General features: G+C 68.3%; 22 protein-coding genes. 9 read left to right on the top strand and 13 right to left on the bottom strand.

Going from position 1 to position 25,744, the window contains the following annotated elements:
* Positions 1-128: 128 nt before the first annotated feature.
* The 3 genes from folK to tsaD form a co-directional block, all read right to left on the bottom strand.
* Entirely contained in the window at positions 129-611 is a 483-nt protein-coding gene (gene folK, locus AC3ANK_RS17520) for a 2-amino-4-hydroxy-6-hydroxymethyldihydropteridine diphosphokinase (RefSeq protein WP_484171588.1), read from the bottom strand.
* Positions 612-630: 19 nt separating this feature from the next.
* Positions 631-984 (bottom strand): dihydroneopterin aldolase, encoded by a 354-nt coding sequence (gene folB / locus AC3ANK_RS17525; protein ID WP_484171589.1) that lies wholly within the window; start codon positions 982-984, stop codon positions 631-633.
* A gap of 87 nt (positions 985-1,071) precedes the next feature.
* Positions 1,072-2,109 carry a tRNA (adenosine(37)-N6)-threonylcarbamoyltransferase complex transferase subunit TsaD gene (gene tsaD / locus AC3ANK_RS17530; RefSeq protein WP_484171590.1) on the bottom strand — a complete coding sequence of 346 codons (1,038 nt, stop codon included), beginning with the start codon at positions 2,107-2,109 and terminating at the stop codon, positions 1,072-1,074.
* A gap of 171 nt (positions 2,110-2,280) precedes the next feature.
* Between tsaD and rpsU the strand changes: the two genes are divergently transcribed.
* The 6 genes from rpsU (at position 2,281) to AC3ANK_RS17560 (ending at position 8,729) form a co-directional block, all read left to right on the top strand.
* A complete protein-coding gene (gene rpsU, locus AC3ANK_RS17535; RefSeq protein WP_031371286.1) occupies positions 2,281-2,496 on the top strand; it encodes a 30S ribosomal protein S21 in 216 nt (71 codons plus the stop codon).
* A 200-nt stretch (positions 2,497-2,696) separates the two neighbouring features.
* On the top strand, positions 2,697-3,143 hold the full coding sequence (locus tag AC3ANK_RS17540) for a GatB/YqeY domain-containing protein (protein WP_206862401.1): 447 nt from the start codon (positions 2,697-2,699) through the stop codon (positions 3,141-3,143).
* A gap of 360 nt (positions 3,144-3,503) precedes the next feature.
* Positions 3,504-5,276 (top strand): DNA primase, encoded by a 1,773-nt coding sequence (gene dnaG, locus AC3ANK_RS17545; protein WP_484171591.1) that lies wholly within the window; start codon positions 3,504-3,506, stop codon positions 5,274-5,276.
* Positions 5,277-5,377: 101 nt separating this feature from the next.
* Complete coding sequence (locus AC3ANK_RS17550; protein ID WP_484171592.1) at positions 5,378-5,899, top strand: hypothetical protein; 522 nt, start codon at positions 5,378-5,380, stop codon at positions 5,897-5,899.
* Between the two features lie 102 nt (positions 5,900-6,001).
* Entirely contained in the window at positions 6,002-7,987 is a 1,986-nt protein-coding gene (locus tag AC3ANK_RS17555) for a S9 family peptidase (protein ID WP_484171593.1), read from the top strand.
* Between the two features lie 178 nt (positions 7,988-8,165).
* On the top strand, positions 8,166-8,729 hold the full coding sequence (locus AC3ANK_RS17560; protein WP_206862405.1) for a hypothetical protein: 564 nt from the start codon (positions 8,166-8,168) through the stop codon (positions 8,727-8,729).
* A gap of 207 nt (positions 8,730-8,936) precedes the next feature.
* Here the strand turns inward: AC3ANK_RS17560 and AC3ANK_RS17565 are convergent, their stop codons facing one another.
* The 5 genes from AC3ANK_RS17565 to AC3ANK_RS17585 are packed head-to-tail and all read right to left on the bottom strand — an operon-like array spanning position 8,937 to position 13,798.
* Positions 8,937-10,274 (bottom strand): Xaa-Pro dipeptidase, encoded by a 1,338-nt coding sequence (locus tag AC3ANK_RS17565; RefSeq protein WP_484171594.1) that lies wholly within the window; start codon positions 10,272-10,274, stop codon positions 8,937-8,939.
* Positions 10,275-10,300: 26 nt separating this feature from the next.
* Positions 10,301-11,224, bottom strand: a complete 924-nt coding sequence (locus tag AC3ANK_RS17570; RefSeq protein WP_484172894.1) for a heme o synthase — start codon at positions 11,222-11,224, stop codon at positions 10,301-10,303.
* A gap of 11 nt (positions 11,225-11,235) precedes the next feature.
* A complete protein-coding gene (locus AC3ANK_RS17575; RefSeq protein WP_484172895.1) occupies positions 11,236-12,402 on the bottom strand; it encodes a COX15/CtaA family protein in 1,167 nt (388 codons plus the stop codon).
* Between the two features lie 43 nt (positions 12,403-12,445).
* Complete coding sequence (locus AC3ANK_RS17580; RefSeq protein WP_484171595.1) at positions 12,446-13,066, bottom strand: hypothetical protein; 621 nt, start codon at positions 13,064-13,066, stop codon at positions 12,446-12,448.
* Positions 13,067-13,075: 9 nt separating this feature from the next.
* Complete coding sequence (locus AC3ANK_RS17585; protein ID WP_484171596.1) at positions 13,076-13,798, bottom strand: SURF1 family protein; 723 nt, start codon at positions 13,796-13,798, stop codon at positions 13,076-13,078.
* Between the two features lie 66 nt (positions 13,799-13,864).
* On the opposite strand from AC3ANK_RS17585, the gene AC3ANK_RS17590 reads away from it, so the two are divergent.
* A complete protein-coding gene (locus AC3ANK_RS17590) occupies positions 13,865-14,080 on the top strand; it encodes a twin transmembrane helix small protein (protein WP_158983730.1) in 216 nt (71 codons plus the stop codon).
* A 145-nt stretch (positions 14,081-14,225) separates the two neighbouring features.
* Here AC3ANK_RS17590 and AC3ANK_RS17595 read toward each other — a convergent pair whose 3' ends face one another.
* The 5 genes from AC3ANK_RS17595 to coxB form a co-directional block, all read right to left on the bottom strand.
* Positions 14,226-15,101, bottom strand: coding sequence for a cytochrome c oxidase subunit 3 (locus tag AC3ANK_RS17595; protein ID WP_206862409.1), 876 nt, complete (start codon positions 15,099-15,101; stop codon positions 14,226-14,228).
* A 44-nt stretch (positions 15,102-15,145) separates the two neighbouring features.
* Positions 15,146-15,691: a cytochrome c oxidase assembly protein gene (locus AC3ANK_RS17600; protein WP_206862450.1), complete on the bottom strand. Its 546-nt coding sequence runs from the start codon at positions 15,689-15,691 to the stop codon at positions 15,146-15,148.
* A gap of 77 nt (positions 15,692-15,768) precedes the next feature.
* Entirely contained in the window at positions 15,769-15,903 is a 135-nt protein-coding gene (locus AC3ANK_RS17605) for a hypothetical protein (protein ID WP_267896508.1), read from the bottom strand.
* Positions 15,904-16,063: 160 nt separating this feature from the next.
* Positions 16,064-17,680, bottom strand: a complete 1,617-nt coding sequence (ctaD, locus tag AC3ANK_RS17610; protein ID WP_206862410.1) for a cytochrome c oxidase subunit I — start codon at positions 17,678-17,680, stop codon at positions 16,064-16,066.
* Between the two features lie 25 nt (positions 17,681-17,705).
* Positions 17,706-18,638: a cytochrome c oxidase subunit II gene (coxB, locus tag AC3ANK_RS17615; protein ID WP_206862411.1), complete on the bottom strand. Its 933-nt coding sequence runs from the start codon at positions 18,636-18,638 to the stop codon at positions 17,706-17,708.
* 345 nt (positions 18,639-18,983) lie between these two features.
* Here coxB and putA point away from each other — a divergent pair, with 345 nt between their 5' ends.
* Entirely contained in the window at positions 18,984-22,205 is a 3,222-nt protein-coding gene (gene putA, locus AC3ANK_RS17620; RefSeq protein ID WP_484171597.1) for a bifunctional proline dehydrogenase/L-glutamate gamma-semialdehyde dehydrogenase PutA, read from the top strand.
* 291 nt (positions 22,206-22,496) lie between these two features.
* Entirely contained in the window at positions 22,497-25,718 is a 3,222-nt protein-coding gene (locus tag AC3ANK_RS17625) for a YadA-like family protein (RefSeq protein ID WP_484171598.1), read from the top strand.
* The last annotated feature ends 26 nt before the right edge of the window (positions 25,719-25,744 follow it).

Consider the following 25,744-nt stretch of genomic DNA (forward strand, 5'->3'; position numbering starts at 1 on the left):
ACCAGCGCGCATCGTCGGGCCGGCGTGGCCGTGGTGGCAAGGGGGCGGGGATTCGGGATTGGGGATCCGGGATCGGCAAGAGCGGAAAAGCGCGACGCATGGCCCGCTTTCCCGAATACCGAAGCGCCTTACAGCCCCACCGTCTCGAGCGTCGCCTCCCGCTCGGGATGCGCATCCCACAACTGCGCCAGCGTGCGGCCGGTGCCGGGCACGACGACGTCCGGCGCGATTTCCGCCAGCGGGCGCAGCACGAATGCGTGCTTCAGCTCGGGACGCGGAATGCGCAGGTTGCCCGCGCCCTCCAGCGAAAGCCCATCGAACAGCACGATGTCGATGTCGAGCGTGCGATCGCCATAACGCGGGCCGCTGCGGTCGCGGCCGTGCGCATCTTCCAGCGCGTGCAGCCACGCGTTGAGCGCGTGCGGGTCCAGGTCGGTGTCGATGATCGCGGCGGCGTTGTGGAAATCGGGGCCGTCGAAACCGACGGCGCGCGTGCGGTACACCGCCGACAGCACGACGTCGCCGAAGCGTTCGCGCAATGCGTTCACGGCGGCGCGCAGATGCGCCACGGCATCGACGTTGCTGCCCAGGCTCAGGTAGGCGCGGCTCATGCGGAACGTGGCGCCAGCTTCAGGATGCGGAACGTTCGATCGTCACGCCCACCGCGCGCGCACCGCGCACCGCACCGGGCTTGCTCAGTTTCAGGCGCACGCGCTGCACGCCGAACTCGTCGAGGATGATCTGCGCGACGCGTTCGGCCAGCGTTTCCACCAGCCCGAAATCCGACTGGCTGACGTACTCGACGACGCGCCTGCTGACGGCCTTGTAGTTCAGCGTGTCCTCGATCGCGTCGCTCGCCGCCGGCACGCGGTTGTCGAAGGCCATTTCGATGTCGAACACCAGCGGCTGGCGGATGCGCCGCTCCCAGTCGTAGATGCCGATCAGCGCCTCGATTTCGAGGCCTTCGATGAAGACGTGGTCCATGGGAAGGCCGTGATTCGTGATTGGGGATACGTGATTCGAACAGCGAAAGCTTAACCCGACGCGCCGTTGCGCTCGCGAATCACCAAATCACGAACCATGAACCACGGCCTCGAGCGTCGCCATATCCCATCGCGGCGTGACGCGCACCGCGAGGTCGCCGTGTTGCCCGGCGGCGAGCCGAAGCGCGCCGGCGTAGGCGATCATCGCGCCGTTGTCGGTGCAGAACTGCGGGCGCGGGAAGCTCACGCGGCCGCCGCGCTTGCGCGCCATCTCGTCGAGCTTCGCGCGCAGGCGCTTGTTCGCGCCGACGCCACCGGCGACGACGAGCGTGTCGCAACCGGCCGCGTCCAGCGCGCGTTCGCACTTGATCGACAGCGTGTCGACCACGGCGTCCTCGAAGCCGCGCGCGATGTCGGCGCGGACCGCGTCGCCCTGGTCGCTGTCCTTCCACGCCAGCAGCACCTGCGTCTTCAGGCCGCTGAAGCTGAAATCGAGGCCGGGGCGGTCGGTCATCGGCCGGGCGAACCTGAACACGCCGGGGCGGCCCTGCTCGGCCAGCGCGGCGAGCTGCGGGCCGCCGGGATAGGGAAGGCCCATCAGCTTGGCGGTCTTGTCGAAGGCCTCGCCGGCCGCGTCGTCCAGCGTCTCGCCGAGCAGGCGATAGCGGCCGATGGCCTCCACGTGCACCAGCTGGGTATGGCCGCCGGAGACGAGGAGCGCGACGAACGGCGGCTCGGGACGGCCGCGCTCCGGATCGTCCTCCAGCAGCGGCGCCAGCAGGTGGCCTTCCATGTGGTGCACGCCGATCGCCGGGACGTCCAGCGCCCACGCCATCGAACGCGCCACGCCGGCGCCCACCAGCAGCGCGCCGACCAGGCCGGGACCGGCCGTATACGCGACGCCATCGAGGTCCGACGTGCTCAGGCCGGCCTCGCGCAGGGTTTCGCGGACCAGCGGCAGCAGCTTGCGGACGTGGTCGCGGCTGGCCAGCTCGGGCACCACGCCGCCGTATTCGGCGTGCAGCGCGATCTGGCTGTACAGGGCGTGCGCGCGCAGGCCGGATTGCGTGTCGTAGACGGCCACGCCGGTCTCGTCGCAGCTGGTTTCGATGCCGAGGACTTTCAAGGAAGGACTTCCGCGAGGGGGCGCAGGGCCGCTTCCGGCGGGCCGGACGCGTGTGGATTCAAGGACCTGCGTCCGAAGTGTGGGCCTATGTTGCACCTTCAAGAAGCCCGCCGCTATAATGCGCGGCTCTTCCCCGGCCTGCCCGGGCCGGTTACCGAAACGAGATTACGTATGCCCAGCGTCAAAGTCCGCGAAAACGAGCCTTTTGAGTTTGCTCTGCGTCGCTTCAAGCGCACCTGCGAGAAGGCCGGCGTCCTGGCCGAGACCCGCAAGCGCGAGTTCTACGAGAAGCCGACCCAGGAACGCAAGCGCAAGGCCGCAGCCGCGGTGAAGCGCCAGGCGCGCCGCGCCTCGCGCGACGTGACCAAGCGTCAGCGCCTGTACTGATCGCCCTGGCGGGCCCGCGCCTCGCGCGACCCGCTTCCGGACGCATCGCACAAGCCGGCCGCGCCCTGCGCTGCCGGCTTTTTGTGTTTCCGATTCTCGGGATTCGAGATCGGGGATTCGGGATCAGACCCGCCTCCCCCCAGCCGGGCCCCGGCGTTTCGAATCCCGAATCCTCCAATCCTGATCCCGGGACCCCAGCCATGACCCTCAAGCAGCGACTCACCGACGACATGAAGGCCGCCATGAAGGGCGGCGACAAGCACAGCCTGGCCGTGATCCGCCTGATCAACGCCGCGATCAAGCAGAAGGAAGTGGACGAACGCGTCGAGCTGGACGATGCCGCCGTGATCGCCGTCCTCGACAAGATGGTCAAGCAGCGCCGCGACTCGGTCAGCCAGTACGAAGCGGCCAGCCGCGAGGACCTTGCGCAGGTCGAGCGCGACGAAATCGTCGTGATCGAGCGCTACATCCCGGCCAAGATGGGCGAGGCCGAGATCCTGGCCGCCATCGACGCCGCCATCGCCGAAACCGGCGCGTCCGGTCCGGCCGACATGGGCAAGCTCATGGGCCCGCTGAAGGCGAAGCTCGCCGGGCAGGCCGACATGGGGCAGGTGTCGGCGCTGGTGAAGAAGCGCCTGAGCCCGTAAGGACGTTTTCCGGCCCGCCACCCGGCGGGCCTTGGCAACGAGATGCACCATGAAGAACAACCACCACGCCGTCGCCTGCTTTCGAGGTCACGAGTAAGCGCCGCAAGGGATACCCGTCCCGGACGCGCGTGAAGCGCGGCGACCGGATGGTGCATGGAAACGAGGAGCGGGTGGAGAAGCCCGGCCGCAACGATCCATGCCGATGCGGCTCGCCCCGGAGGTTCAAGGAACTGCTGCCTCCGTGCCGGGCGCTTTGAAGGATCGCAGCGCCTCCATTACGTCAGGGATCGATCGAACACCGAAGCCGGGCGCATGCCCGGCTTCGTCGCCTCTGCAGCCGCGTGGCATCCTTATCGTCCAATGGCCCGCATCCCCGACGCTTTCATCGATGACCTGCTCGCCCGCACCGACCTCGTCGAGGTGATCGGTTCGCGCGTGCAGCTCAAGCGCCAGGGCAAGGAATATTCGGCGCGCTGCCCGTTCCACGACGAGCGCTCGCCGAGCTTCACCGTCTCGCCGGTGAAGGGCTTCTATCACTGCTTCGGCTGCGGCGCGCACGGCACCGCGATCAGCTTCCTGATGAACTACGACCGCCTCGAGTTCCTCGACGCGGTGGAAGAACTCGCCAAGCGCCTGGGCATGGAAGTGCCGCGCGACACGCACCAGCGCAACGCGAATCCCGACAGCCAGGACCTGTACGGCGCGCTCGATGCGGCGTCGAAGTTCTTCCAGAAGCAGCTGGCGAACAACGGCCGCGCGCTGGGCTATTTCGACAGTCGCGGTGTCGATGCCGAAACACGCGCGCGTTTCTCGCTCGGCTACGCACCCGATGGTTTCAACGCGCTGCGCGATGCGCTGGGCACCGATCCGCGACGCATGAAGCTGCTCGAACGCGGCGGCCTGTTCTCGAAGAACGATCGCGGCCACGTCTACGACAAGTTCCGCGATCGCGTGATGTTCCCGATCCACGACCGCCGCGGTCGCACGATCGCGTTCGGCGGTCGCGTGCTCGACAAGGAAAACGGCCCGAAGTACCTCAATTCGCCGGAAACCGAGCTGTTCCACAAGGGCCGCGAACTCTACGGCCTGTGGCAGGTGCGCCAGGCGCACAACAGGATCGAACGGCTGATCGTCGTCGAAGGCTACATGGACGTGATCGCGCTGTTCCAGAACGGCTTCGACACGGCGGTGGCGACGCTCGGCACCGCGACCACGCCCGATCACGCCGAGCTGCTGTTCCGCAACGCGCCCGACGTGTACTTCTGTTTCGACGGCGACCGCGCCGGTCGCGGCGCCGCATGGAAGGCCGTGGAATCCGTGTTGCCGCGCATGAAGGACGGTCGCCAGGCGTTCTTCCTGTTCCTGCCCGAGGGCGAGGATCCCGATTCGCTGGTGCGCGCCGAAGGTCGTGACGGTTTCGAAGCGCGGCTGCAACAGGCGACGCCGCTGTCACAGTTCTTCTTCGACTCGCTCTCCAGCGACGTCAACCTGCACACGCTCGAAGGCAAGGGTCGCCTCGCCGAACGCGCGAAGCCGCTGCTCGCGCAGATTCCCGACGGCGCGTTCGGCGACCTGATGAAGCAGCGCCTGACCGAACTCACCGGCGTCGGCGCACGTGCGAGCTCGCCGGAAACGCACGTTCCCGCGCAGCGCGCGCGTACGGCCGGCAACGCGCCGCATGGCTCGAAACCCTCGCTGGTGCGCAGCGCGATCACGATGCTGATGCAGCAGCCGCAGGTCGCGCTCGCGCTGCCGCCGTCGCTGCATTTCGCCTCGCTCGACCAGCCGGGCATCGGTCTGCTGGTGGAGATCATCGAGCTGGTGCATCAGCGGCCCGACATCTCCACCGGCCTGCTGCTGGAGCATTTCGCCGACCGCAACGAAGCGCCGGCGCTGACCAGGCTCGCCACCGCGGGTGCGGTGGAGACCACCGCCGCCACGCCGCTGGATGCGCGCGTGCTGGACGACGCCGACCGCCGGCAGCAGGCGTTCCTCGATGCCATCGCGCGCCTCGACGCGCAGGCGTTGCAGGCGCGCATCGAAGCGCTGCAGGCACGGATGGCGACGCTGGTCGATGCGGAGAAGCAGGAGCTTCGCGAGCTGTTGTCGCTGCGGTTGCTGCAGCGGCACTGAGTACCGCCGGTCGGGCGGAACGTCACCCGAACTTTCCGCATATGCGACGGGAGCGGACGCCGGGCGACAGTGACGGCATCCTCCCGCCGAGCGCGTTCCCGATGCCGTCTTCGACCCGCCTGCTCCTCGTGCCCGCAGCGATCGGGCTGGCCTGCGCGATCGTGCAGCTCACGCTGGAAGCGCTCGGCGGCGGCATCCAGAGCCACCACCTGCTCAACCGCGCCGACATGCCCGCGATCTCGAACGCGTTCGGCCTGCTGACGCTGCCCGCAATCGGCCTCGCGCTGGGTTGGCGCGCGCGACGGCTGGGTGGGTTCACGCGCGCCATGTGGGCGGGGCTGATCCTGTCGTTCCTGTACGGAATGGCGCTCGCCACCGGCTTCGAGTTCGGGGCGCAGGGCCTCATGCAGGCGCTGTTCTTCGGCCTGTTCGGCGTGGCGATCCTCGCGCCGGTCTATCGCGCCGAGTGCATCGCGGGCTTCGTCGCCGGCATGGCCTTCACGTTCGGTGGCGTGCTGCCGCTGCTGGTCGCGCTGGTCTTCGCCGCGCTCTCGGCGGGCGTGCGCTTCGGCGTGCGCGCCCTGTGGCGCCGGATACGCCCGGGTGCCGTCGGCGCGGGCTGACCGTCCGCCGGCGATCGCGGCACCGGCCCGGCGCGGCAAAGGCGGCGCGGGCTAAGCTCGGGCTTTCATCCCGGGGGAACGCCCATGTCGCCACGCGGTTCCATGCTCCTGTCCGCCCTGCTCCTCGCCTGCGCCGCGCCGGCCGCCGCGCAGAAGGCGAAAGCGCCCGAACCGAAGCCCTCGTCCGCCGTGGTGCGCGAGCAGGCCGGCAATCGCATCAGCGAGAACATCCCGCCGATTCCGCCCGAACTGACCGAGCGCCTGCGCCGCTACCAGAACACGCGCGGCGCGGTCTTCGGTGGCTGGAGCGACGACTGCCTGCTCGTCAGCACGCGCTTCGCCGAGACCGCGCAGGCGCATCGCGTGTGCGCGCCGATGGGCATGCGCGAGCAGCTCACGTTCTATCCCGAGCCGCTCGCCGCGATCGAAGCGGCGCCGCCGCGCGCGAAGCTCGACGGCTTCGTGTTCGGCAAGGACGTCGGCGGCAACGAGTTCTGGCAGTTGCACTGGTTCGATCTGAAATCGCGCGAAACCACGCTGCTGACCGACGGCAAGGCGCGCAACCAGGGCCCGCTGTTCTCGCACGACGGCACGCGGTTCGCGTGGAGCAGCACCGCGCGCAACGGAAAGGACACCGACGTGTGGGTGATGGATTTCGCCACGCGCAAGCCGCGCGTGCTCGTCACCGAAGGCGGGCAGTGGAACGCGATGGACTTCTCGCCCGACGGCCGCGAACTGCTGGTGCTGAAGTACGTCTCGGCCGCCGAATCGTATCCGGGCGTGGTCGATGTGGCCACCGGCAGGCTCGAGATGCTTCCCGTGGATGGCGGCAAGGCGGCGCTCAAGGATTTCAGGTATTCGCCCGACGGACGCGGCGTGTACTACATCTCCGACGAACCCATCGACGGAAAGGCGCAGGAGTTCCTCACCCTGCGCCATCACGATCCGAAGACCGGCAAGTTCGAGGTGCTCACGGCCGATACGCCGTGGGACGTCGCGGACCTGACGATCGCCGACAACGGCAAGCACCTCGCCTACACCACGAACGAGGACGGCATCTACAAGCTTCACGTGCTCGCGCTGCCGTCGCACCGGGAACTGAAGCTGCCGCAGCTGCCGGTGGGCGTGGTGGTGAACCTCGGCTTCTCGCCCGACAGCGGGCGGCTGGCGGTGACGCTCAACTCGGCGACGTCGCCGAGCGATGTGTACGTCATCGATCTCGACGCCGCGAAGCTCACGCGCTGGACGCAGAGCGAAGTGGGCGGCCTCGACGCGTCGAAATTCGTCGCGCCGACGCTGGTGCATTACCCGACATTCGACACGGTCGATGGAAAGCCGCGCGAGATCCCGGCGTTCTACTACCGTCCTGCGAACGTTCCGGCCGGAAAGAAGATTCCCGTCGTGATCAACATCCACGGCGGCCCGGAAGGCCAGTCGTTGCCGCTGTTCAACCCGACCGCGCAGTTCATGGCGAACGAACTCGGCGTGGCGATGCTGCTGCCGAACGTGCGCGGTTCGGAAGGCTACGGCAAGACGTACCTGAGCCTGGACAACGCGGAAAAGCGCGAGGATTCGGTGAAGGACATCGGCGCGCTGCTGGACTGGATCGCGCGGCAGCCCGAACTCGACGCCTCGCGCGTGGGCGTGTACGGCGGCAGTTACGGCGGCTACATGGTGCTCGCCTCGCTGATGCATTACAGCGACCGCATCCGGGCCGGCGTGGACGTCGTGGGCATTTCCCACTTCGGCACGTTCCTGAAGAACACCGAAAGCTACCGCCGCGATCTTCGCCGCGCGGAATACGGCGACGAACGCGATCCGGAGATGGCGAAGGTGTTCGATGCGATCTCGCCGCTCAACCATGCCGACCGCATCCGCGCGCGGCTGTTCGTCGCGCAGGGCAAGAACGATCCACGCGTGCCGTACACCGAGGCGGAGCAGATCGTGAAGGCGGTGCGCGCGAACGGCCAGCCGGTCTGGTACCTGCTGTTCGACGATGAAGGTCACGGTTTCAGGAAGAAGACGAACGTGGATTTCTTCAACGCGGCGATGGTGCGGTTCTGGGAGGAGGCGTTGCTGGCGCAGTAGATCCGCGGCGACGCTTTGCAGCCCGGGCAAGCGAAGCGCACCGGGGACCTGTCGCGCCCCACCCCGGGTGCGCTTCGCTTACCCGGGCTGCAAGGGCGCACACGGCCCCCGAAAAGCGATCACTCCGCCACCACGCCAGCGGGCGCAAGCTTGAGCCAGCTTCGGTGGAGAGCTGGACATGCGAACCCCATTCACGTTGGCTGCGGCGCTCGCCCTGGCCGTGTTCTCGTGCGCGGGATGCAGCACCAACGCGCGCAACGATGCGCAGGCAAGCGCCGAATTGCCGCCGCCCGTCAACGAGAAGGCACTCGCCGACAATGCGCTGCAGACCTTCCTCGCCTCGCGCAGCATCCGCGAGATGCCCGCGCACCGCGATGCGATGCCCGACCTCGACGGCGACGGCACGAAGGATCTGCTGATGCTGCTCGACGACCAGAACTGGTGCCAGTCGGACGGCTGCACGCTGCTGGTGTTCCGCGGCGGGAAGGACGGGTTCAAGCTCGTCAGCCAGTCGGTGTCGGTGCGTGCGCCGATCGCCGTTGGCGCGCGCACCCATCGCGGCTGGCACGATCTGCTGGTGAACGTCGGCTCAGGCGAGGAAACCGGCACCGTCGCGCTGGAATTCGACGGCACGGCGTATCCGGCCGATCCGACGATGGCGGCGCTGCTGGATCCGGCACGCCTGCCTTCGGCCACGCCACTGCTGGATGCGGAGATGGAGCCGAGGATCGCGGCGCAGTAGGCAACATGGCCGGCCATGCGCAGCGCGCGGGTCAGGCATTCCGCTTCCAGGCGCGTCCCCGGGTGCGCTTCGCTTACCCGGGCTACAAGAGCGGGAACGGGAGTGCCCGTGCGTTACGGGCCTGGATCGCGGCCTTCGCCGGGATGACGGGGTACTGGATGACGGTTGATCCGAGGGTGGTTCGTCGAATGAGGGGCCGTTGAATGCTCAGAGGTCGCGCGTCGCGCCCTCACCCTTGACCACCACCCCACCCTTCATCACGAAGGGCACGCGCTCCAGCAGCGTCACGTCCTGCGTCGGGTCGCCCTGCACCGCGATCAGGTCCGCCCAGCGGTTCGCCTCGATCACGCCGACGTCCTCGCGGGCCAGCGCCTGCGATGCGCCGAGCGTCGCGGACTGGATCGCCTGCAGCGGCGTCATGCCATACCGCACCATCACCGCGAACTGCTTCGCGTTGTGGCCGTGCGGATAGATGCCGGCATCGGTGCCGAAGACCATCCTAGCCCCGGCCGCGTGCGCGCGACGGAAGTTCTCGCGCTGGATGTCGGCGACTTCGCGGTCCTTGCGCAGGTTGTCCTCGAGCACGCCGTTCTTCCTGCCTTCGGCCTGCGTGTAGTCGGTGTTGTAGATGTCCATCGACAGCCACGCGCCATGCTGCTTCGCCAGGCGGATGCCTTCGTCGTCGATCAGGCTCGCGTGTTCGATCGTGTCCACGCCGGCGCGGATCGCGTCGCGGATGCCTGCCGCGCCATGCGCGTGCGCGGCAACCTTCAGGCCCCACTGGTGCGCTTCGTCGGCGACGGCCTTCATCTCCGCGAGGCTCATCTGCTGCTGGCCCGGTTCGGTGTTGCGCGAGAACACGCCGCCGGTCGCGCAGATCTTGATCACCTGCGCGCCGTACTTGCGCAGCTCGCGCACGCGCTGCCGCCCTTCGTCGGGCGTGTCGGCGTTGTACGGGCTCTTCTGGTTCATCGACGGCGGGAAGAACGTCGAGTCGCAATGCCCGCCGGTCGCGCCGAACGAATACGCCGCGGTGACGATGCGCGGACCGGTGATCTTGCCTTCGTCGATCGCCTGGCGCAGGCCGACGTCGTTCCACGCATCCGCACCGACGTTGCGGATGGTGGTGAAGCCGGCCAGCAGCGTGCGCTGCGCGTTGCCCACGGAAATCATCGACCAGAAGCGGTCGTTGAACTGCAGGCCGGTGTAGCCGCCGTAGGTCGGGTCGATGTCTAGGTGCACGTGCATGTCGATCAGGCCGGGCATCAGCGTCATGCCCGGCAGGTCGATGCGGCGCGCGTTCGGCGGCAGCGCGGCGCCGGCGCGCGCGACCTCGACGATGCGGCCGTCGCGCACGAGCACCTGCGGACGCTCGACCATGCGGCCGGTGCGCACGTCGAGCAGGCGATCGGCGGTGACGACGACCTCCCCCGGCGGCGACCGTGGTTCGATCAGCGTCGGCGCCTGCGCGGAAGCGCCGGAGGTGGCGGCAACGAGGCCGGCGAACAACGAAGTCAGTGCGAGGCGGGAGCGGTTGCGCGTCATTCGGCGGTCTCGATGGTCGGCCCGGGTCAGGGTTGCGGCTGGAACTCCATCACCGGCGCCGGCTGCAGCAGCGGCATCAGCCAGTGGTCCAGCAACAGGAAGGCGAACAGCGCCATCAGGTACACGATGGAGTAGTTGAAGACCTTCATCGCGTACATCTCGTCCGGCGGGTTCATCAGGCGCCATGCGTAGCCCAAGAACACCACGCCCAGCACGAGCGCGCCGCCGAGGTAGAACAGTCCGCTCATGCCGGCCGCCCACGGCAGGATCGTCACCGCGACCAGCAGCACCGTGTAGAACAGGATCTGCCAGCGCGTGTATTCCACGCCGTGCGTGACCGGCAGCATCGGCACCATCGCGCGCGCGTAGTCGGCGCGGCGGAAGATCGCCAGCGCCCAGAAATGCGGCGGCGTCCACACGAAGATGATCAGCACCAGCAGCAGCGCATGCGGCCAGTCCCATTCGCCGCGCATGCCGGTGATCGCGGCCCAGCCCAGCAGCGGCGGCGCCGCGCCGGCGATGCCGCCGATCACGATGTTCTGCGGCGTCGCGCGCTTGAGGAACACGGTGTAGATCACCGCGTAGCCGATGAGCGAGGCGAAGGTGAGGATCGCGGTGATGGTGTTCACCCACACCACGAGGATCGTCATCGACAGCCCGGCGAGGATCAGCGCGAACACCAGCGCCTGCGTCGGCGTGATCTGGCCCGCGACGATCGGACGCCACGACGTGCGCGCCATCTTCGCGTCGATGCGCGAGTCCAGCAGCTGGTTGATCGCCGCCGCGCTCGACGCCGCGAGCCAGATGCCGAGGAAGCCCAGCACCGATTCGCGCAGCGGCGGCAGCCCCGGCACCGCCAGGAACATGCCCACGAGCGCGGTGAACACGATCAGCGCGACGACGCGCGGCTTGGTGAGGTCCCAGTACTGCCTGGCGGTGGCTTTGGGCATGGCGGCGGACATCACGGCTCCGGCGGGCGCAGGCGCGCCAGCAGCGACACCAGCACGAACAGCAGCAGCACCGCGCCGGCGTTGTGCATCACCGCGACCGACAGCGGCAGGCCGAGCTTCACGTTCGCGATGCCCAGGCCCACTTGCGCGAACGCCAGCAGGCCCAGCAGCGTCGCCCAGCCGCGCATGCCCGGCGTGCGGATCAGGCGCAGCGCGAGCCACAGCAGATAGACGAACACGACCACGGCCATCATGCGGTGCGCGAGCTGGATCGCGATGCGCGCCTCGCCGTCGAGGATGCCGCCTTCGTAATCCACGCCGATGCCACGCCACAGGACGAAGGCTTCGCGGAAATCGTGCCGTGGCCACCACTGGCCGACGCAGGTCGGGAAATCGTTGCCGCACGCGAGCGCGGCGTAGTTCGCGCTGGTCCAGCCGCCGAGCGCGATCTGCACGCCAAGCAGCACGATGCCGGCGATCACCAGGCGGCGCACGAGGGTGGCTTCGGCAAGCCGGATCGGAATGTGCGTGGCGCGCCAGGCCATCCACAGGATCAGCGAGAACGTCAGCAGGCCGCCGAGCAGATGGCCCATCACGACGATCGGCTTGAGCAGCCACGTCACCGTCCACATGCCCAGCAGCGCCTGGAAGATGATCACCGCGAGCGTGATCGACGCCACGCGCGCGAGGTCGACGTTGCTCCAGCGCAATGCGGCGACCAGCAGGATCGCCTCGCCGGCGATGGCCAGCACGGACGCGGCGACGTGTTCGCCGTGCATGTAGAGCGGTATGCCGATGGCGACCAGCACCGAGGCCGCGATCACCTGCGCCACGCCGTACTTGCGACGACGCGCGGCGAGCAGCGCCAGGCCCAGCACCAGCACGCCGAGCGTGCCGGCGATCATGCGGTGGAACTGCTCGCGCCACGCCTTGTGCACTTCGACGGGGCGGATCGCGGTGGCGGCGTGGTCGACGACCTCATGCGCGACGGTCGGCCACGCGGCGCGGCCGTAGCAGGTCGGCCAGTCGGGGCAGCTGAGGCCGGCGTTCGACAGGCGCACGAACGCGCCGAACACGATGACGCCGAACGCGAGTGCGACGGCCAGCCAGGCGAGGCGATGGAAATGTCGGTAAACCGCGGGGCGCGAGCCGGTCCGGGATTCGGTGGGCATGGTCATGCTGCTCATCAGAACCTGTCGTTGTTCCTTCGTCGTTCGCCGGTCACTTCAACTTGACCAGGCGGGCGACGTCCGTGCGCAGGCCGGACGGATCGAAGCCGGGAGCGTAACGCAGAATGACGAAGCCGTAGGGATCGATCACGTAGGCGGGCACGCCGCGGGCACCGGGCTTGCCGGCGACGACGGTGTCGTCGACGCGCGCCAAGCCCGCGCGCAGCTGCGCGTTGGGCGCCAGCAGTTTCAGCGTGCCCGGCTGCGGCGCGCCGGCGGGCCAGGCGCAGGCGTCGGTCGGGCACAGCCACAGCACGTGCACGTCGTCCGCGTCCTTGCCGAACAGCTGCCACACGATGTCGACCTCGCGCGCGAGCGTCTCGCATTCGGCTCCGCAATCGGCCGGCGGCGCGATCACGATGCGCCAGGTGCGCTCGGCGCCCTTCCACACGTACTCGCCACCGGCGAGCAGGCGCGGCGACAGCGTGCGCACATCGCCCGGCGGATCGAGCAGTTCGCCGACGTTCTTCGTGCCCGACGGACGCCAGCCGGAGAAACGCAGCAAACCCGCGACCAGCATGCTGCCGAAGAACATCGCGAACAGGAGCAGCAGCAGGATGCGGTTGCGGCGCCTGTTGGGCATATCGCGATTGGGGATCGTGTCGTCGCTCATGCGACCTCCTTATGGCCGACGGCGCTTGCGGAAGGTGAGGATCAACGCGGTCGCGAGCACGGCCGCGGCGAGCGCGAACCATTGCACGGCGTAACCGCGATGCTGGTCGGGGGGCAGCGTGTTGGGCAGCAGCTCCAGGTCGCGCTCGTAGCCGATGCGCAGGTCCGGGTCCAGGCGCAGCACACGCGGCGCGAGCGGTACCGACAGGCCGGTTTCGCTCGCGATGGCCGCCAGGTCGACGCGCGTCATCAGCCAGACGTCGCCCTGCTTCGCCATTGCCGGACCGAGCGCGAGGCCGCTCGACGGCGGCGGCACGAGCAGGCCGCGCAGCGCCTGCGGGGCATCCAGGTTGGGGATCCCGGGCAGCTTGCGATCGCCCGACAGCGGCAACCAGCCCAGATCCACCAGCATCGGGGCGCCCTGCGCCGGCACGAAGATGCGATACACGCGCACGCCGGCGCGGCGGTTGCGCTGCTGATTGTCGAGCAGCAGCGCATCGCGCGCATCGAACGTGCCGCTGCCGGCGGCCCAGTCGTACTCGCGCGCACGTGCGGCATCGCCGGCCAGCGACAGCGGCTGCGGCGTGCGGTCGGCCATCACGGCCGCGGCGGCATCGAGCATCGCCTGCTTCTCCACGGCGCGCCGCGACTGCCACAGCCCCAGGTTCACGAACAGCGCGATCGCCACCAGCGCGGCGACCCAGCCGACCACGAGCGTGCGGTTCCGGCTCACGACTTCCTCTCGATGCGGCGCCATAATGGCCGGCACGCCCCGATCCGGGGCCGACGGGAGGCCCCCATGAACGACTCGCTCAAGACACTGCTGATCATCGCCTTCCTGATCGTCATCCTGTGGAACCTGGGCGCGGGCCTCTACTACATGCTCGTGGACAAGGGCGAGAGCAAGCGCACCGTCAACGCGCTCACCCGCCGCATCGCGCTGTCCATCGCGCTGATCCTGCTCGTGGTGCTGGCCAACTACATGGGGTGGATCAAGTTCCACGGCGGGCCGTAAGGCGCCGGTCGGTGAATCGTGATTCGTGATTTGTGATTCGTAAAAGCAAAAAGGGCGACGGTTATCCCGTCGCCTTTCTTGTGGATTGGTGAATGCGGCTGCGCTTTCAGCGAATCACGAATCACCAATCACGAATCACGTGCTGTTACAGCACGTAGACGAACAGGAACAGGCCCAGCCACACCACGTCGACGAAGTGCCAGTACCAGGCGACCGCTTCGAACGCGAAATGGTTGTCCTTGGTGAAGTGGCCCTTCAGGCAGCGGAACCAGATCACCGCCAGCATGATCGTGCCGAGCGTGACGTGCGCGCCGTGGAAGCCGGTCAGCATGAAGAACGTCGAACCGTAGATGCCCGAACCCAGCGTGAGGTTCAGCTCGGTGTAGGCGTGGATGTATTCCTCCGCCTGGAAGAACAGGAACAGCGCGCCGAGCAGCACGGTCAGGCCGAGGAAGACCAGCAGCTGCTTGCGGTGGCCGGCCTTCAGCGCGTGGTGCGCGATGGTGACCGTCATGCCCGAGGTGAGCAGGATCAGCGTGTTGAGCAGCGGCAGGCCCCACGCCGGGATCGTCTGGTAGACGCCGCCGATGCCGCCCGGGCCGTTGCTCGGCCACGCTGCCGAAAAGCCCGGCCACAGCAGCGAGTTGGTCATCACGCCGTCGCCTTCGCCGCCCAGCCACGGCATCGCGTACTGGCGGGCGTAGAACAGCGCGCCGAAGAAGGCGCCGAAGAACATCACTTCCGAGAAGATGAACCAGATCATCCCCATGCGGAACGAGGTGTCCACCTGCTTGTTGTAGTTGCCGCGCACCGACTCGCGCACGACGTCGCCGAACCAGCCGAACAGCACGCCGACCATCAGCGCGATGCCGAAGAAGAACACCGGCTTGCCCCAGCTGACTTCGTTGAACCAGCTGGCGATGCCGACCATGGTGGTGAACAGCGCGATCGAACCGAGGAACGGCCAACGGCTGCTGTGCGGCACGAAGTAGATGTTGGCGTCTGATTGGGCTTGGGCCATGGCGGCGTTCCGGTCAGTGGTGCGATTGCTGGGAAAGGGTCGCGTCAGGGCGCCGACATCGGCGCGGGCGCGGCGTGGGCCGTTCCCTGCGCCTGGGCGGTGAGCGCGTCGTTCTTGAAGAAGGTATACGACAGGGTGATGGTCTTCACGTCGGCCGGCAGGTTCGGATCGACGATGAAGCGCACCGGCATGTCGCGCACTTCACCGGCCTTGAGCGTCTGGGCGGTGAAGCAGAAGCATTCGGTCTTGCTGAAGTAGCCCGACGCGCGCGCCGGCGCGACCGACGGGACGGCGCTGCCGACGACGGTACGCTGCGAGGTGTTGCGCGCGTGGTAGGTGGTTTCGTACAGCTCGCCGGGCACGACCTGCATCGTGACCTGGTTCGGCGAGAACTCCCACGGCAGCTTCGAATTGACGCCGCCGTCGAACTGCACGGTGATCACGCGCTTCGCCGGCGCCGCGTGGGCGTCCTGCACGCCCTCGGCCGCGGTGCGCTCCAGGCGGATGCCGAACACCTTCTCGCACGCGATGCGGTACAGCGGCACCAGCGCGAAGGTCAGCGCGAACGCGCCGATGGCGACGACCACCATCTTCGCCAGGCCCGCGCTCTTGCGCGCCGGCGCCGCCGGTGCGGATTCGTGCTGGTCGTGCTGGCCCTGCGCGCCGTTCACTTGCCCACCGTGTTCATCGCGATGAACACCACGTACACCGCGACCGCGATCGCCGCCACCCACAACGCCGTGCGACGCGCGGCTTTGCGGCGCGCTGCGATCTCGTCGGGGTTGTGGGCGGGCTGGTTCATTGCGGTGTCCAACGTGAGGGGCGAAGAGGCTTTGGCTTCTGGAGCCCCCTTGAGTGAAGGGGGCGGCCGTTGCATCGCGAAGCGGCGTAACGGCGGGGTTGTGGAAGAGCGACCACGTATCCGAAGCCGGAAACCTCCGCGCCTTTTCCTCTGCTACCTCTTAATGAGTGATGTCGCCGTGCGCGAGATCGCCATCCTTGATGACCGGCGGCGTCGAGAACGTGTGGTGCGGCGCCGGGCTCGGCACGGTCCACTCCAGGCCACGGGCCGTCGGCCAGGCGCGGGCTTCGGCCTTGACGCCCACGGCCTTCGAGCGCCACAGGATGAAGGCCATCATGAACGGCGTGACGAACATGCCGAACGCGCCGATCGAGCTGACGAAGTTCCAGTCCGCGAACACCACGTTGTAGTCCGGGATGCGGCGCGGCATGCCGGCCAGGCCCAGGAAGTGCTGCGGGAAGAACAGCAGGTTGACGAAGATCATCGTCCACCAGAAGTGGAACTTCGCCCAGCCCTCGTTGTACATGCGGCCGGTCCACTTCGGCCACCAGTAATAGGTCGCGGCGATGATGGAGAACAGCGCGCCGGTCACCAGCACGTAGTGGAAGTGCGCCACCACGAAGTAGGTGTCGTGGTACTGGAAGTCGGCCGGGACGATGGCGAGCATCAGGCCCGAGAAACCACCGATGGTGAACAGGATCACGAACGCGATCGCCCACAGCATCGGCGCCTCGAACGAGATCGAGCCGCGCCACATCGTGGTCACCCAGTTGAACACCTTCACGCCCGTCGGCACGGCGATCAGCATCGTGGCGAACATGAAGTAGATCTCGCCACCGAGCGGCATGCCGACGGTGAACATGTGGTGCGCCCACACGATGAACGAGAGGAACGCGATCGACGCGGTCGCGTACACCATGGCCTGGTAGCCGAACAGCGGCTTGCGGCTGAAGGTCGGGATGATCTCCGACACGACGCCGAACGCCGGCAGGATCATGATGTAGACCTCGGGGTGGCCGAAGAACCAGAAGATGTGCTGGAACATCACCGGATCGCCGCCGCCGGCCGCGTTGAAGAACGAGGTGGCGAAGAACTTGTCGGTCAGCAGCATCGTCACCGCGCCGGCGAGCACCGGCATCACGGCGATCAGCAGGAACGCGGTGATGAGCCACGTCCAGCAGAAGATCGGCATCTTGAGCAGGTCGATGCCCGGCGCGCGCATGTTCAGCACGGTGGCGATGACGTTGATCGCGCCCATGATCGAGCTGATGCCCATCATGTGGATGGCGAAGATCGCGAAAGCCACGTTGCTGCCGCCCTGCAGCGACAGCGGCGGATAGAGCGTCCAGCCGCCGGCCGGGGCGCCGCCCGGCAGGAACAGCGTCAGCAGCAGCATCGCGAAAGCGAACGGCAGGATCCAGAAGGACCAGTTGTTCATGCGCGGCAGCGCCATGTCCGGCGCGCCGATCTGCAGCGGAATCATCCAGTTCGCCAGGCCGACGAAGGCCGGCATGACGCCGCCGAAGATCATGACCAGCGCGTGCACGGTGGTCATCTGGTTGAAGAACATCGGTTCGACGAACTGCAGACCCGGCTGCAGCAGCTCCGCACGGATCACCACCGACATGCCTGCGCCGATGATGAACATGATGAAGCTGAAGATCAGGTACAGCGTCCCGATGTCCTTGTGGTTGGTCGAGAAGAACCAACGCTCGATGAAGCCCTGCTTGTGGGCGTGATCATCGTGATGGTGGGTGTCAGCGTGCGTGACGGCCATGGCCTACCTCAGGATTTCGGGACGATCAGCCGGCGACCGGCGTCTGCTTTGCAGCAGTCGCGGCCGTGGCGTCGGTGTTCGGGGTGGTCGCTTCCGGCTGGGCCGGGGCGGCGGGCTGCGCGGCCGGAGCCGGTGCAGGAGCGTTCTTCGCCTTCTGCGCGGCGAGCCACTGCTGGTACTCGGCCTTCGGCACGGCCTTGACCACGATCGGCATGAAGCCGTGGTCCTTGCCGCACAGTTCCGCGCACTGGCCGCGGTAGATGCCCGGCTCCTTGATGTCGGTCCAGGCCTCGTTGACGATGCCCGGAATCGCGTCCTGCTTCCAGCCCAGCGCCGGCACCCACCACGCGTGGATCACGTCGTCGGCGGTGATGACGAAGCGGATCTTGGTGTCGGTGGGCAGCACCAGCACGTTGTCGACGTCGAGCAGGTAGTGCGGGTGGTCGGCCGTGCGGGCATCGACGCCGCTCTGGCGGATCTGGTCGCTCTTGCGGTCCAGGCGGCTGGTGAAGCCGACGTTCTCGCCCAGGTAGTCGTACTTCCACATCCACTGGTAGCCGGTGATCTTGACGGTCATCTCGGCGTTGCGGGTGTCGTACATCTTGATCAGCTTGCTGGTGGCGGGGAACGCCATCAGGACCAGCAGCACGACGGGGACGACGGTCCAGATGACCTCGAGCTTCGTGCTGTGGGTGAAATCCTTGTCCGGCACCGCACCCTTGGCGTGGCGGAACTTGAACATGGCGTAGCCCATGGCGCCGAACACCAGGATGCCGATGATCACGCACACCCACAGGGCGAACATGTGCGCGCTGTAGGCGTTGGCCGACTGGACGGTCACGCCCTGGCCCATGTTGAGCTGCCACGGCTTGGGATCGGCCGCCTGCGCACTGGCAAGGACCGGCAGCGCCATCGCGGCGATGCCCGCGCCCCACTGCTTGAAACGACCGGCTTTCATCTGTTCGAGCCCCAAAAGTACGCTTGATGTTTTGGACTGGCTGAGCCGTTCGGCTTGGCTGGCGGGCTCATCCGCGACTCGGGGCAGTGGGCATCACAGCCCTTGTAGGACCCAAACAGGGAACCGGAAAACTGCCCCGCGGAACCGCTCATTTTACCTGCGGTTCACGAACCCAACAACCGCGCCGGTCAAACCGCACCGGACTTCCGGCAAATTTCGCAATACCGGCCGCGCCCGTCCAGCACCCCCGGCGCGTCGCGACGACGCTAGCAGGCCAAGCGCGCAACACCGGGCGCGACACGGAACCTCTAGACTATCGGGCTTCCCTCGGCTGTCTCCTGGCCCATGACCATCCATTCCGCCACCGCCGTCGAAAGCGACGGCCCGCCGGCGCCGCACGCGCTGATCAGCCCCGAACTCCCGCCCGTCCCCGCCGCGCCGCGCGCCGCCATCACCGCCGGCTGGGTCCGCGACGAAGCCAGCCACGTGCGCGCCCTGCTCGACCGCGCCCGCCTGCCCGAGGCCGACCGCCTCCAGGCGCAGGCCACCGCGGCGGACCTCGTCCGCCGCGTCCGTGCCCGCGCCAAGGACCAGGGCGCGATCGAGGCCTTCATGCGCCAGTACGACCTGGGCAGCGAGGAAGGCGTGCTGCTGATGTGCGTGGCCGAAGCGCTGCTCCGGATTCCGGACCAGGAAACCGCCGACAAGCTGATCCGCGACAAGCTCGGCGATGCGGACTGGAAGAAGCACATGGGCCAGTCGGACTCGGTGCTGGTCAACGCCTCGACCTGGGGCCTGATGCTGACCGGCCACCTGGTCGACCTGGCGGACGAGACCAAGCGCGACGTGCACGGCGCCTTCAAGCGCCTGCTCGGCCGTGTCGGCGAGCCGGTGATCCGCCTGGCCGTGCGCCAGGCGATGAAGATCATGGGCCATCAATTTGTGATGGGTCGCACAATCGGCGAGGCGCTCGCCCGTTCGCAGAAGAACGGCAACGCCGCCTACCGCTACTCCTTCGACATGCTCGGCGAAGGCGCGCTCACCACGAAGGACGCACTGCGCTACCTGCAGGCCTACCGCGATGCGATCCACGCGATCGGCAAGAGCGGCGACTTCAAGGGCAAGGACGTCTTCGCGGCGCCGTCGATCTCGGTGAAGCTCTCCGCGCTGCATCCGCGTTACGAGCACGCCAAGCGCGCGCGCGTGATGTCCGAACTGGTGCCGCGCGTGCTCGAACTGGCGCAGATGGCGAAGTCCTACGGCATCGGCTTCACCGTCGACGCCGAGGAAGCCGACCGCCTGGAGCTCTCGCTCGACGTCATCGCCGCCGCGTACTCGGACGCCTCGCTCGACGGCTGGGAAGGCTACGGCCTGGCGATTCAGGCGTACCAGAAGCGCGCGCCGGAGGCGATCGACTTCATCGCCGATCTCGCCCGCCGTACCGGCCGCCGCATCCCGGTGCGCCTGGTGAAGGGCGCCTACTGGGACAGCGAGGTCAAGCGCGCGCAGGTCGAAGGCCAGCCCGGCTACCCGGTGTTCACGCGCAAGCCGAACACCGACGTGAGCTACCTCGCCAACGCGCGCCGCATGCTTGAGGCGTCGGACGCGATCTACCCGATGTTCGCCACGCACAACGCGCAGACGATCGCGACGATCCACCAGCGCGCGAAATCGATGGGCCGCGCGAAGCACTTCGAATTCCAGAAGCTGCACGGCATGGGCGACGACCTGTACGCCGAGGTGATCCCGGCCGATCGCCTGGACGTGCCGTGCCGCGTGTACGCGCCGGTCGGTTCGCACGAGGACCTGCTGCCGTATTTGGTGCGCCGCCTGCTCGAGAACGGCGCCAACTCCAGCTTCGTCAACCGCATCACCGACGAGGACATCGCCATCGATGATCTCGTGCAGGATCCGGTCGCCACCGTCTCCGCATTCGAATCCATCGCGCACCCGCGCATCCCGCAGCCGCTCGATCTGTACCGCAGTTTCGGCATCGACAGGACCAACTCCATGGGCATCAACCTCGCCAACGACGACCAGCTGCGCACGCTCGCCGACCAGATCAACGCCGCCGCGCGCAGCGAATGGCGCGCCACGCCGCTCGTGCCGGGCGCGAACGTCACCGGCCCGCAGATCGGGGTGACCAACCCGGCGGACCGTCGCCAGACCGTCGGCCAGTGGCAGGCCGCCGACAGCGCGACCGTCGAGAAGGCCCTGCAGAACGCCGTCGCCGCGCACGATGCCTGGAACATGACGCCCGCCGCCAGCCGCGCCGCGATCCTGGAGCATGCCGCCGACCTGCTCGAGCAGCGCATGCCGCAATACATCGCGCTGTGCACGCGCGAAGCCGGCAAGTCGATCCCGGACGGCGTGGCCGAAGTGCGCGAAGCCGTCGACTTCCTGCGCTACTACGCCGCGCAGGCGCGCAAGCAGTTCGCGATCGAGCCGCTGCCGGGCCCGACCGGCGAATCCAACACGCTGCAGCTGTCCGGCCGCGGCGTGTTCGTCTGCATCAGCCCGTGGAACTTCCCGCTGGCGATCTTCGCCGGCCAGATCGCCGCGGCGCTCGCCGCAGGCAACAGCGTCATCGCCAAGCCGGCCGAGCAGACCAACCTGATCGGCTACTACGCGGTGAAGCTGCTGCACGAAGCCGGCGTCCCCGAAGCCGTGCTGCAGTTCCTGCCGGGCGACGGCGCCACCGTCGGCGCCGCGCTGACCAAGGATCCGCGTATCGCCGGCGTTGCGTTCACTGGTTCGACCGACACCGCGCGCGCGATCAACCGCGCGCTCGCCGCGCGCGACGCCGCCATCGGCGTGCTGATCGCCGAAACCGGCGGCCAGAACGCGCTGATCGCCGACTCGTCCTCGCTGCCCGAGCAGGTGGTGAAGGACGCGATCGCCTCGGCCTTCACCTCCGCCGGCCAGCGCTGCTCGGCCGCGCGCGTGCTGTTCGTGCAGGACGACATCGCCGACAAGGTCACCACGATGCTCGCCGGCGCCATGGCCGAGCTGAAGGTCGGCGATCCGGGCCTGCTGTCGACCGACGTCGGCCCGGTGATCGACGAGGACGCGCTGAAGATGCTGCGTGACCACGCCGAGCGCATGGATCGCGAAGCCACCAAGATCGCGGAAGTCACGCTCGACGCGGAAGCCGCGAACGGCAGCTTCTTCGCCCCGCGCGCGTACACGCTCAAGTCGCTGGACCAGCTGCACAGGGAGATCTTCGGACCGGTGCTGCACGTGATCCGCTGGAAGGCCGACCAGCTCGACGCGGTGATCGACCAGATCAATGCGACCGGCTACGGCCTGACGCTGGGCATCCATTCGCGCATCGACGAGACGATCGAGAAGATCGCCTCGCGCATCAAGGTCGGCAACTGCTACGTCAACCGCAACCAGATCGGCGCGGTCGTCGGCGTGCAGCCCTTCGGCGGCCAGAACCTGTCCGGCACCGGCCCGAAGGCCGGCGGCCCGCACTACCTGCCGCGCTTCGCCACCGAGAAGACCATCACCGTCAACACGACGGCCGCAGGCGGCAACGCCTCGCTCCTGACGCTGGGCGACTGAGCCTCGCGGGCGCCCGCCCGGGTCGCCCGCACTGAAAACCGAAGACGGCTCCGGCAACGCTGCCGGGGCCGTTTTCGTTTGTAGGGTTTCGCGCACGGCGTTCGGAAAGTTCCGAGCGGCATTTCTGGCGTTCCTACAACTTTTGATGGGGCGGTGGCGGCTCTGTCATCGGTCTTTGATCCGGCGGAATCGCCTGTCATGGCGCTTTCAAGCCGGCCACGGTGGCGCACGCAACGGTGGGGTTCGCCCGGACGACGTCGTCCGGTGCCCTTCCCACCAGCGAGTACCGCCATGTCCCCGATGCAGCCGCATGCCCGACCGCAACGCCGCCTCCTGACCTTCGCGCTCCTGTCCGCGATTGCCAGCCCCGCCCTCGCCGGCGGCAACTGCCAGCTGTTCGACGACGCGGGCATGCTGCTGCCCATCGACAGCGCGGCCTCAGGTGCAAACGCCCTCGCCTGCGGTCCCGACGCCCAGGCACCCGGTGCCGGAGCGGTCGCTGTCGGCGATGAGTCCACCGCATCGGGAAAGAACGCCACGGCGATCGGCTCGTGGATCGACCTGGACGGCGACGGTCAGGTCGATCCGGACGAAATCACGTGGGCCAAGGGCGACAACGCGACGGCCATTGGCGCGGCGGCGCAGGGCTTGGGCGCCTCGAGCGTCGCCGTAGGCGTGCGCGCGGTCGCGACTGGCGACAACAGCATCGCGGTAGGCAACCAGGCGCAGACGCAGGCGCAGGTCACCACGACCACCAGGACTACCGTCCAGGGCACGCCCGACACCGTGACGACGACCACCGCCACGGCACCGGCAACGGGCAACCAGACCGGCAGCATCGCGATGGGCACCCAGGCGCGCGCCAACGGCAGCAACGACATCGCACTGGGCACCGGCGCGACGGTGGAGAAGGTCGCCAACACCCTCGCCATGAGCACGACGGCGGGCGTCAGCACGCTGGTGCAGACGACCACCGCCGGCCCGGCGCAGAACTCGATGGCGATGGGCACGAACGCACGCGCCAACGGCGATGGCACGGTCGTGATCGGCGCCAATGCGCTGGCCGAAGCGAAGTTGGGCCAGACGCTCACCGGCTTTGGCAGCACGAGCAACTACTTCACCGCCGGACCTGCGAACAGCACGACGGTGATCGGCAACAACGCCCGTGCGCTCGGCGGCAACAGCGTGGTCATTGGCGCGGATGCGCAAACGCTGGGCGACGGCATGGACGCAACAGGCACCAGGCTGCTCAAGGACCAGAACAACACGGTCATCGGCGCTTCCGCTGCCACGGTGCGCGGCTGGGGCACGGCGCTGGGCTATCGGGCAATCGCCTACGGCTACCAGACCACGGCGCTGGGCACGCGCAGCTACGCCGTCGCTTACCAGTCCACGGCCATCGGTGGGCTGCTCGACCTGGGTGTGACGTTCCCCGGCTCCGGGCTGGGCACGGTGTACACGCAGTCGCTCGGCACCGGTTCGCAAGCCATCGGCAGCGGCTCCCGTGCGTTTGGCAACTACGACACCGCCGTCGGGCCGGGTGCGATCACCAGCTCGTTCTACAGCGCGCAGGGCGGCACCGCGCCTTACCAGTCCAACGATCTCACCGTCATCAATGGCGCAACGGCGCTGGGCTTCCGCGCGTACGCACGTGGCCATCTGGGCACCGCACTGGGCACGTCGAGCCTGGCCAATGACGCGTTCTCTGTCGCGATCGGCAACGACACCGTCGCGTGGGGCATGCGCAGTATCGCGCTGGGCGATTCGGCCGTCGCGTCGTGGCATGACGACGTGGCGATCGGTGCCGATGCGAAGACGTGGGGCGGCTTCGGTACCGGGAACATCGCCTTCGGTGTGGGCGCCCACGTCGGCACCAGCGGCGGCGGCGGCATCAGCAACGCAATGGCGCTGGGCACCGGTGCCGAAGCGCTGGCCGACGATGCCATCGCACTGGGCGATGCCGCATCGGCGGATGGCATTGGCGCGTCGGCGCTCGGCGCCAACGCACAGGCTACCGGCACGAACGCGGCCGCGATCGGCAACGGCGCGCAGGCCTTCGGCGAACACACCACCGCGACGGGCGCGTACGCCTATGCTGGCGCCGACAACGCCGTGGCCGTCGGTGCGAATGCGTTCGCGACCGACACCGCAAGCAGCGCAATGGGCTTCAACGCGTTCGCCGGCGGCATCGAAAGCACCGCGGTCGGCAGCTACGCCGTCGCCGATTCCGCGCGCTCCACCGCGCTCGGCAGCGGCGCGATGGCGCTGGCCGACGACAGCGTCGCGATCGGCGCCGGCGCCGTGGCCGATCGCGCGGGCACCGTGTCCGTCGGCTCGGCCGGCCAGGAACGCCAGATCGCCAACGTCGCCGCCGGCACGGAAGACACCGACGCGGTGAACGTCGCGCAGCTCAACACCGCGATCGCGCAGTTCGACGACTCCATCGGAACCCTCGACGACGCGGCAGTGAAGTACGACGACCCGGCCACGCGCGACCAGGTCACGCTCGGCGGCACCACCGGCACGACGATCGCCAACCTGCGCGCGGGCATCGCCGGCAGCGACGCGGTCAACGTCGAGCAGCTTGGTTCCGTGCTCGCCGGCTTCGGCGGCGGCGCCGCATTTGACGCCGACGGGCTGATGACCGCGCCGACGTTCCACCTGTTCGGCGCGCAGTACCACACGGTTGCGCAGGCGTTCGACGCGCTCGATGCCGGTATCGCCGGTCTCGGCGATCGCCTCACCGTCGTCGAGAACCACCTCGGCGGCGCGCACAGCGACGTGCCGGTCGGCACCGGTGCCGGCCTGCCGGTTGGCGAAAGCAGCGTCGCACTGAGCCCCAACGACACCGCCATCGGCACGGGGGCATCGGTGCAGGCCGACGGCAGCACCGCGGTCGGCAGCCACGCGACGATCACCGCGCACGCGGCAAATGCGGTCGCCATCGGTGCCGATGCGAGCGTCACCGCGGAATCGGGCACGGCCGTCGGACAGGGCGCCTCGGCGACGGCCGACAACGCGGTCGCGCTGGGCCACGGCTCGGTCGCGGACGAAGCCGACACCGTGTCGGTGGGCAATGCGCAGACGCAGCGGCGCGTCACGCAGGTCGCCGACGGCGTCAACGCGCACGACGCCGCGAACGTGCGGCAGGTGCAGGCCGGCGACGCGCAGACGCTGTCGCGCGCGAATGCCTACACCGACAGCCGCTATCAGGCGATGAGCGATGAGTTCACGCAACTGCGCGACGACATCGGGTATCGCCTGGGCAAACAGGACGAACGCATCGACCGCCAGGGCGCGATGAGCGCGGCGATGATGAACATGTCGATCAACGCGGCCAATGCGCGCAGCCCGCGCGGTCGCATCGGCGTCGGTGCCGGCTGGCAGAACGGCGAGAGCGCGCTGTCGATCGGCTACTCGAAGGCCATCGGCGACCGCGCTTCGTTCTCCATCGGCGGCGCCTTCAGCAGCGACGACAACGCCGCCGGCGTCGGCTTCGGCATCGACCTGTAACCCGCTCCGCATCGAAGCGGCCCCCA

This window comes from Lysobacter sp. SCRH-1R (genome assembly GCF_057747855.1).

Excerpts from the sequence above, each read along its gene's own strand:
- AC3ANK_RS17540 (WP_206862401.1), top strand. The coding sequence starts at position 2,697 with ATGACCCTCAAGCAGCGACTCACCGACGACATGAAGGCCGCCATGAAG.
- dnaG (WP_484171591.1), top strand. The coding sequence starts at position 3,504 with ATGGCCCGCATCCCCGACGCTTTCATCGATGACCTGCTCGCCCGCACC.
- ctaD (WP_206862410.1), bottom strand. The coding sequence starts at position 17,680 with ATGGCCGTCACGCACGCTGACACCCACCATCACGATGATCACGCCCAC.
- AC3ANK_RS17555 (WP_484171593.1), top strand. The coding sequence starts at position 6,002 with ATGCTCCTGTCCGCCCTGCTCCTCGCCTGCGCCGCGCCGGCCGCCGCG.
- rpsU (WP_031371286.1), top strand. The coding sequence starts at position 2,281 with ATGCCCAGCGTCAAAGTCCGCGAAAACGAGCCTTTTGAGTTTGCTCTG.
- folK (WP_484171588.1), bottom strand. The coding sequence starts at position 611 with ATGAGCCGCGCCTACCTGAGCCTGGGCAGCAACGTCGATGCCGTGGCG.
- AC3ANK_RS17560 (WP_206862405.1), top strand. The coding sequence starts at position 8,166 with ATGCGAACCCCATTCACGTTGGCTGCGGCGCTCGCCCTGGCCGTGTTC.
- coxB (WP_206862411.1), bottom strand. The coding sequence starts at position 18,638 with ATGAAAGCCGGTCGTTTCAAGCAGTGGGGCGCGGGCATCGCCGCGATG.
- AC3ANK_RS17595 (WP_206862409.1), bottom strand. The coding sequence starts at position 15,101 with ATGGCCCAAGCCCAATCAGACGCCAACATCTACTTCGTGCCGCACAGC.
- putA (WP_484171597.1), top strand. The coding sequence starts at position 18,984 with ATGACCATCCATTCCGCCACCGCCGTCGAAAGCGACGGCCCGCCGGCG.
- AC3ANK_RS17605 (WP_267896508.1), bottom strand. The coding sequence starts at position 15,903 with ATGAACCAGCCCGCCCACAACCCCGACGAGATCGCAGCGCGCCGCAAA.
- AC3ANK_RS17550 (WP_484171592.1), top strand. The coding sequence starts at position 5,378 with ATGCCGTCTTCGACCCGCCTGCTCCTCGTGCCCGCAGCGATCGGGCTG.
- AC3ANK_RS17570 (WP_484172894.1), bottom strand. The coding sequence starts at position 11,224 with ATGCCCAAAGCCACCGCCAGGCAGTACTGGGACCTCACCAAGCCGCGC.
- AC3ANK_RS17590 (WP_158983730.1), top strand. The coding sequence starts at position 13,865 with ATGAACGACTCGCTCAAGACACTGCTGATCATCGCCTTCCTGATCGTC.
- AC3ANK_RS17575 (WP_484172895.1), bottom strand. The coding sequence starts at position 12,402 with ATGACCATGCCCACCGAATCCCGGACCGGCTCGCGCCCCGCGGTTTAC.
- folB (WP_484171589.1), bottom strand. The coding sequence starts at position 984 with ATGGACCACGTCTTCATCGAAGGCCTCGAAATCGAGGCGCTGATCGGC.
- AC3ANK_RS17600 (WP_206862450.1), bottom strand. The coding sequence starts at position 15,691 with ATGGTGGTCGTCGCCATCGGCGCGTTCGCGCTGACCTTCGCGCTGGTG.
- AC3ANK_RS17625 (WP_484171598.1), top strand. The coding sequence starts at position 22,497 with ATGTCCCCGATGCAGCCGCATGCCCGACCGCAACGCCGCCTCCTGACC.
- AC3ANK_RS17580 (WP_484171595.1), bottom strand. The coding sequence starts at position 13,066 with ATGAGCGACGACACGATCCCCAATCGCGATATGCCCAACAGGCGCCGC.
- AC3ANK_RS17565 (WP_484171594.1), bottom strand. The coding sequence starts at position 10,274 with ATGACGCGCAACCGCTCCCGCCTCGCACTGACTTCGTTGTTCGCCGGC.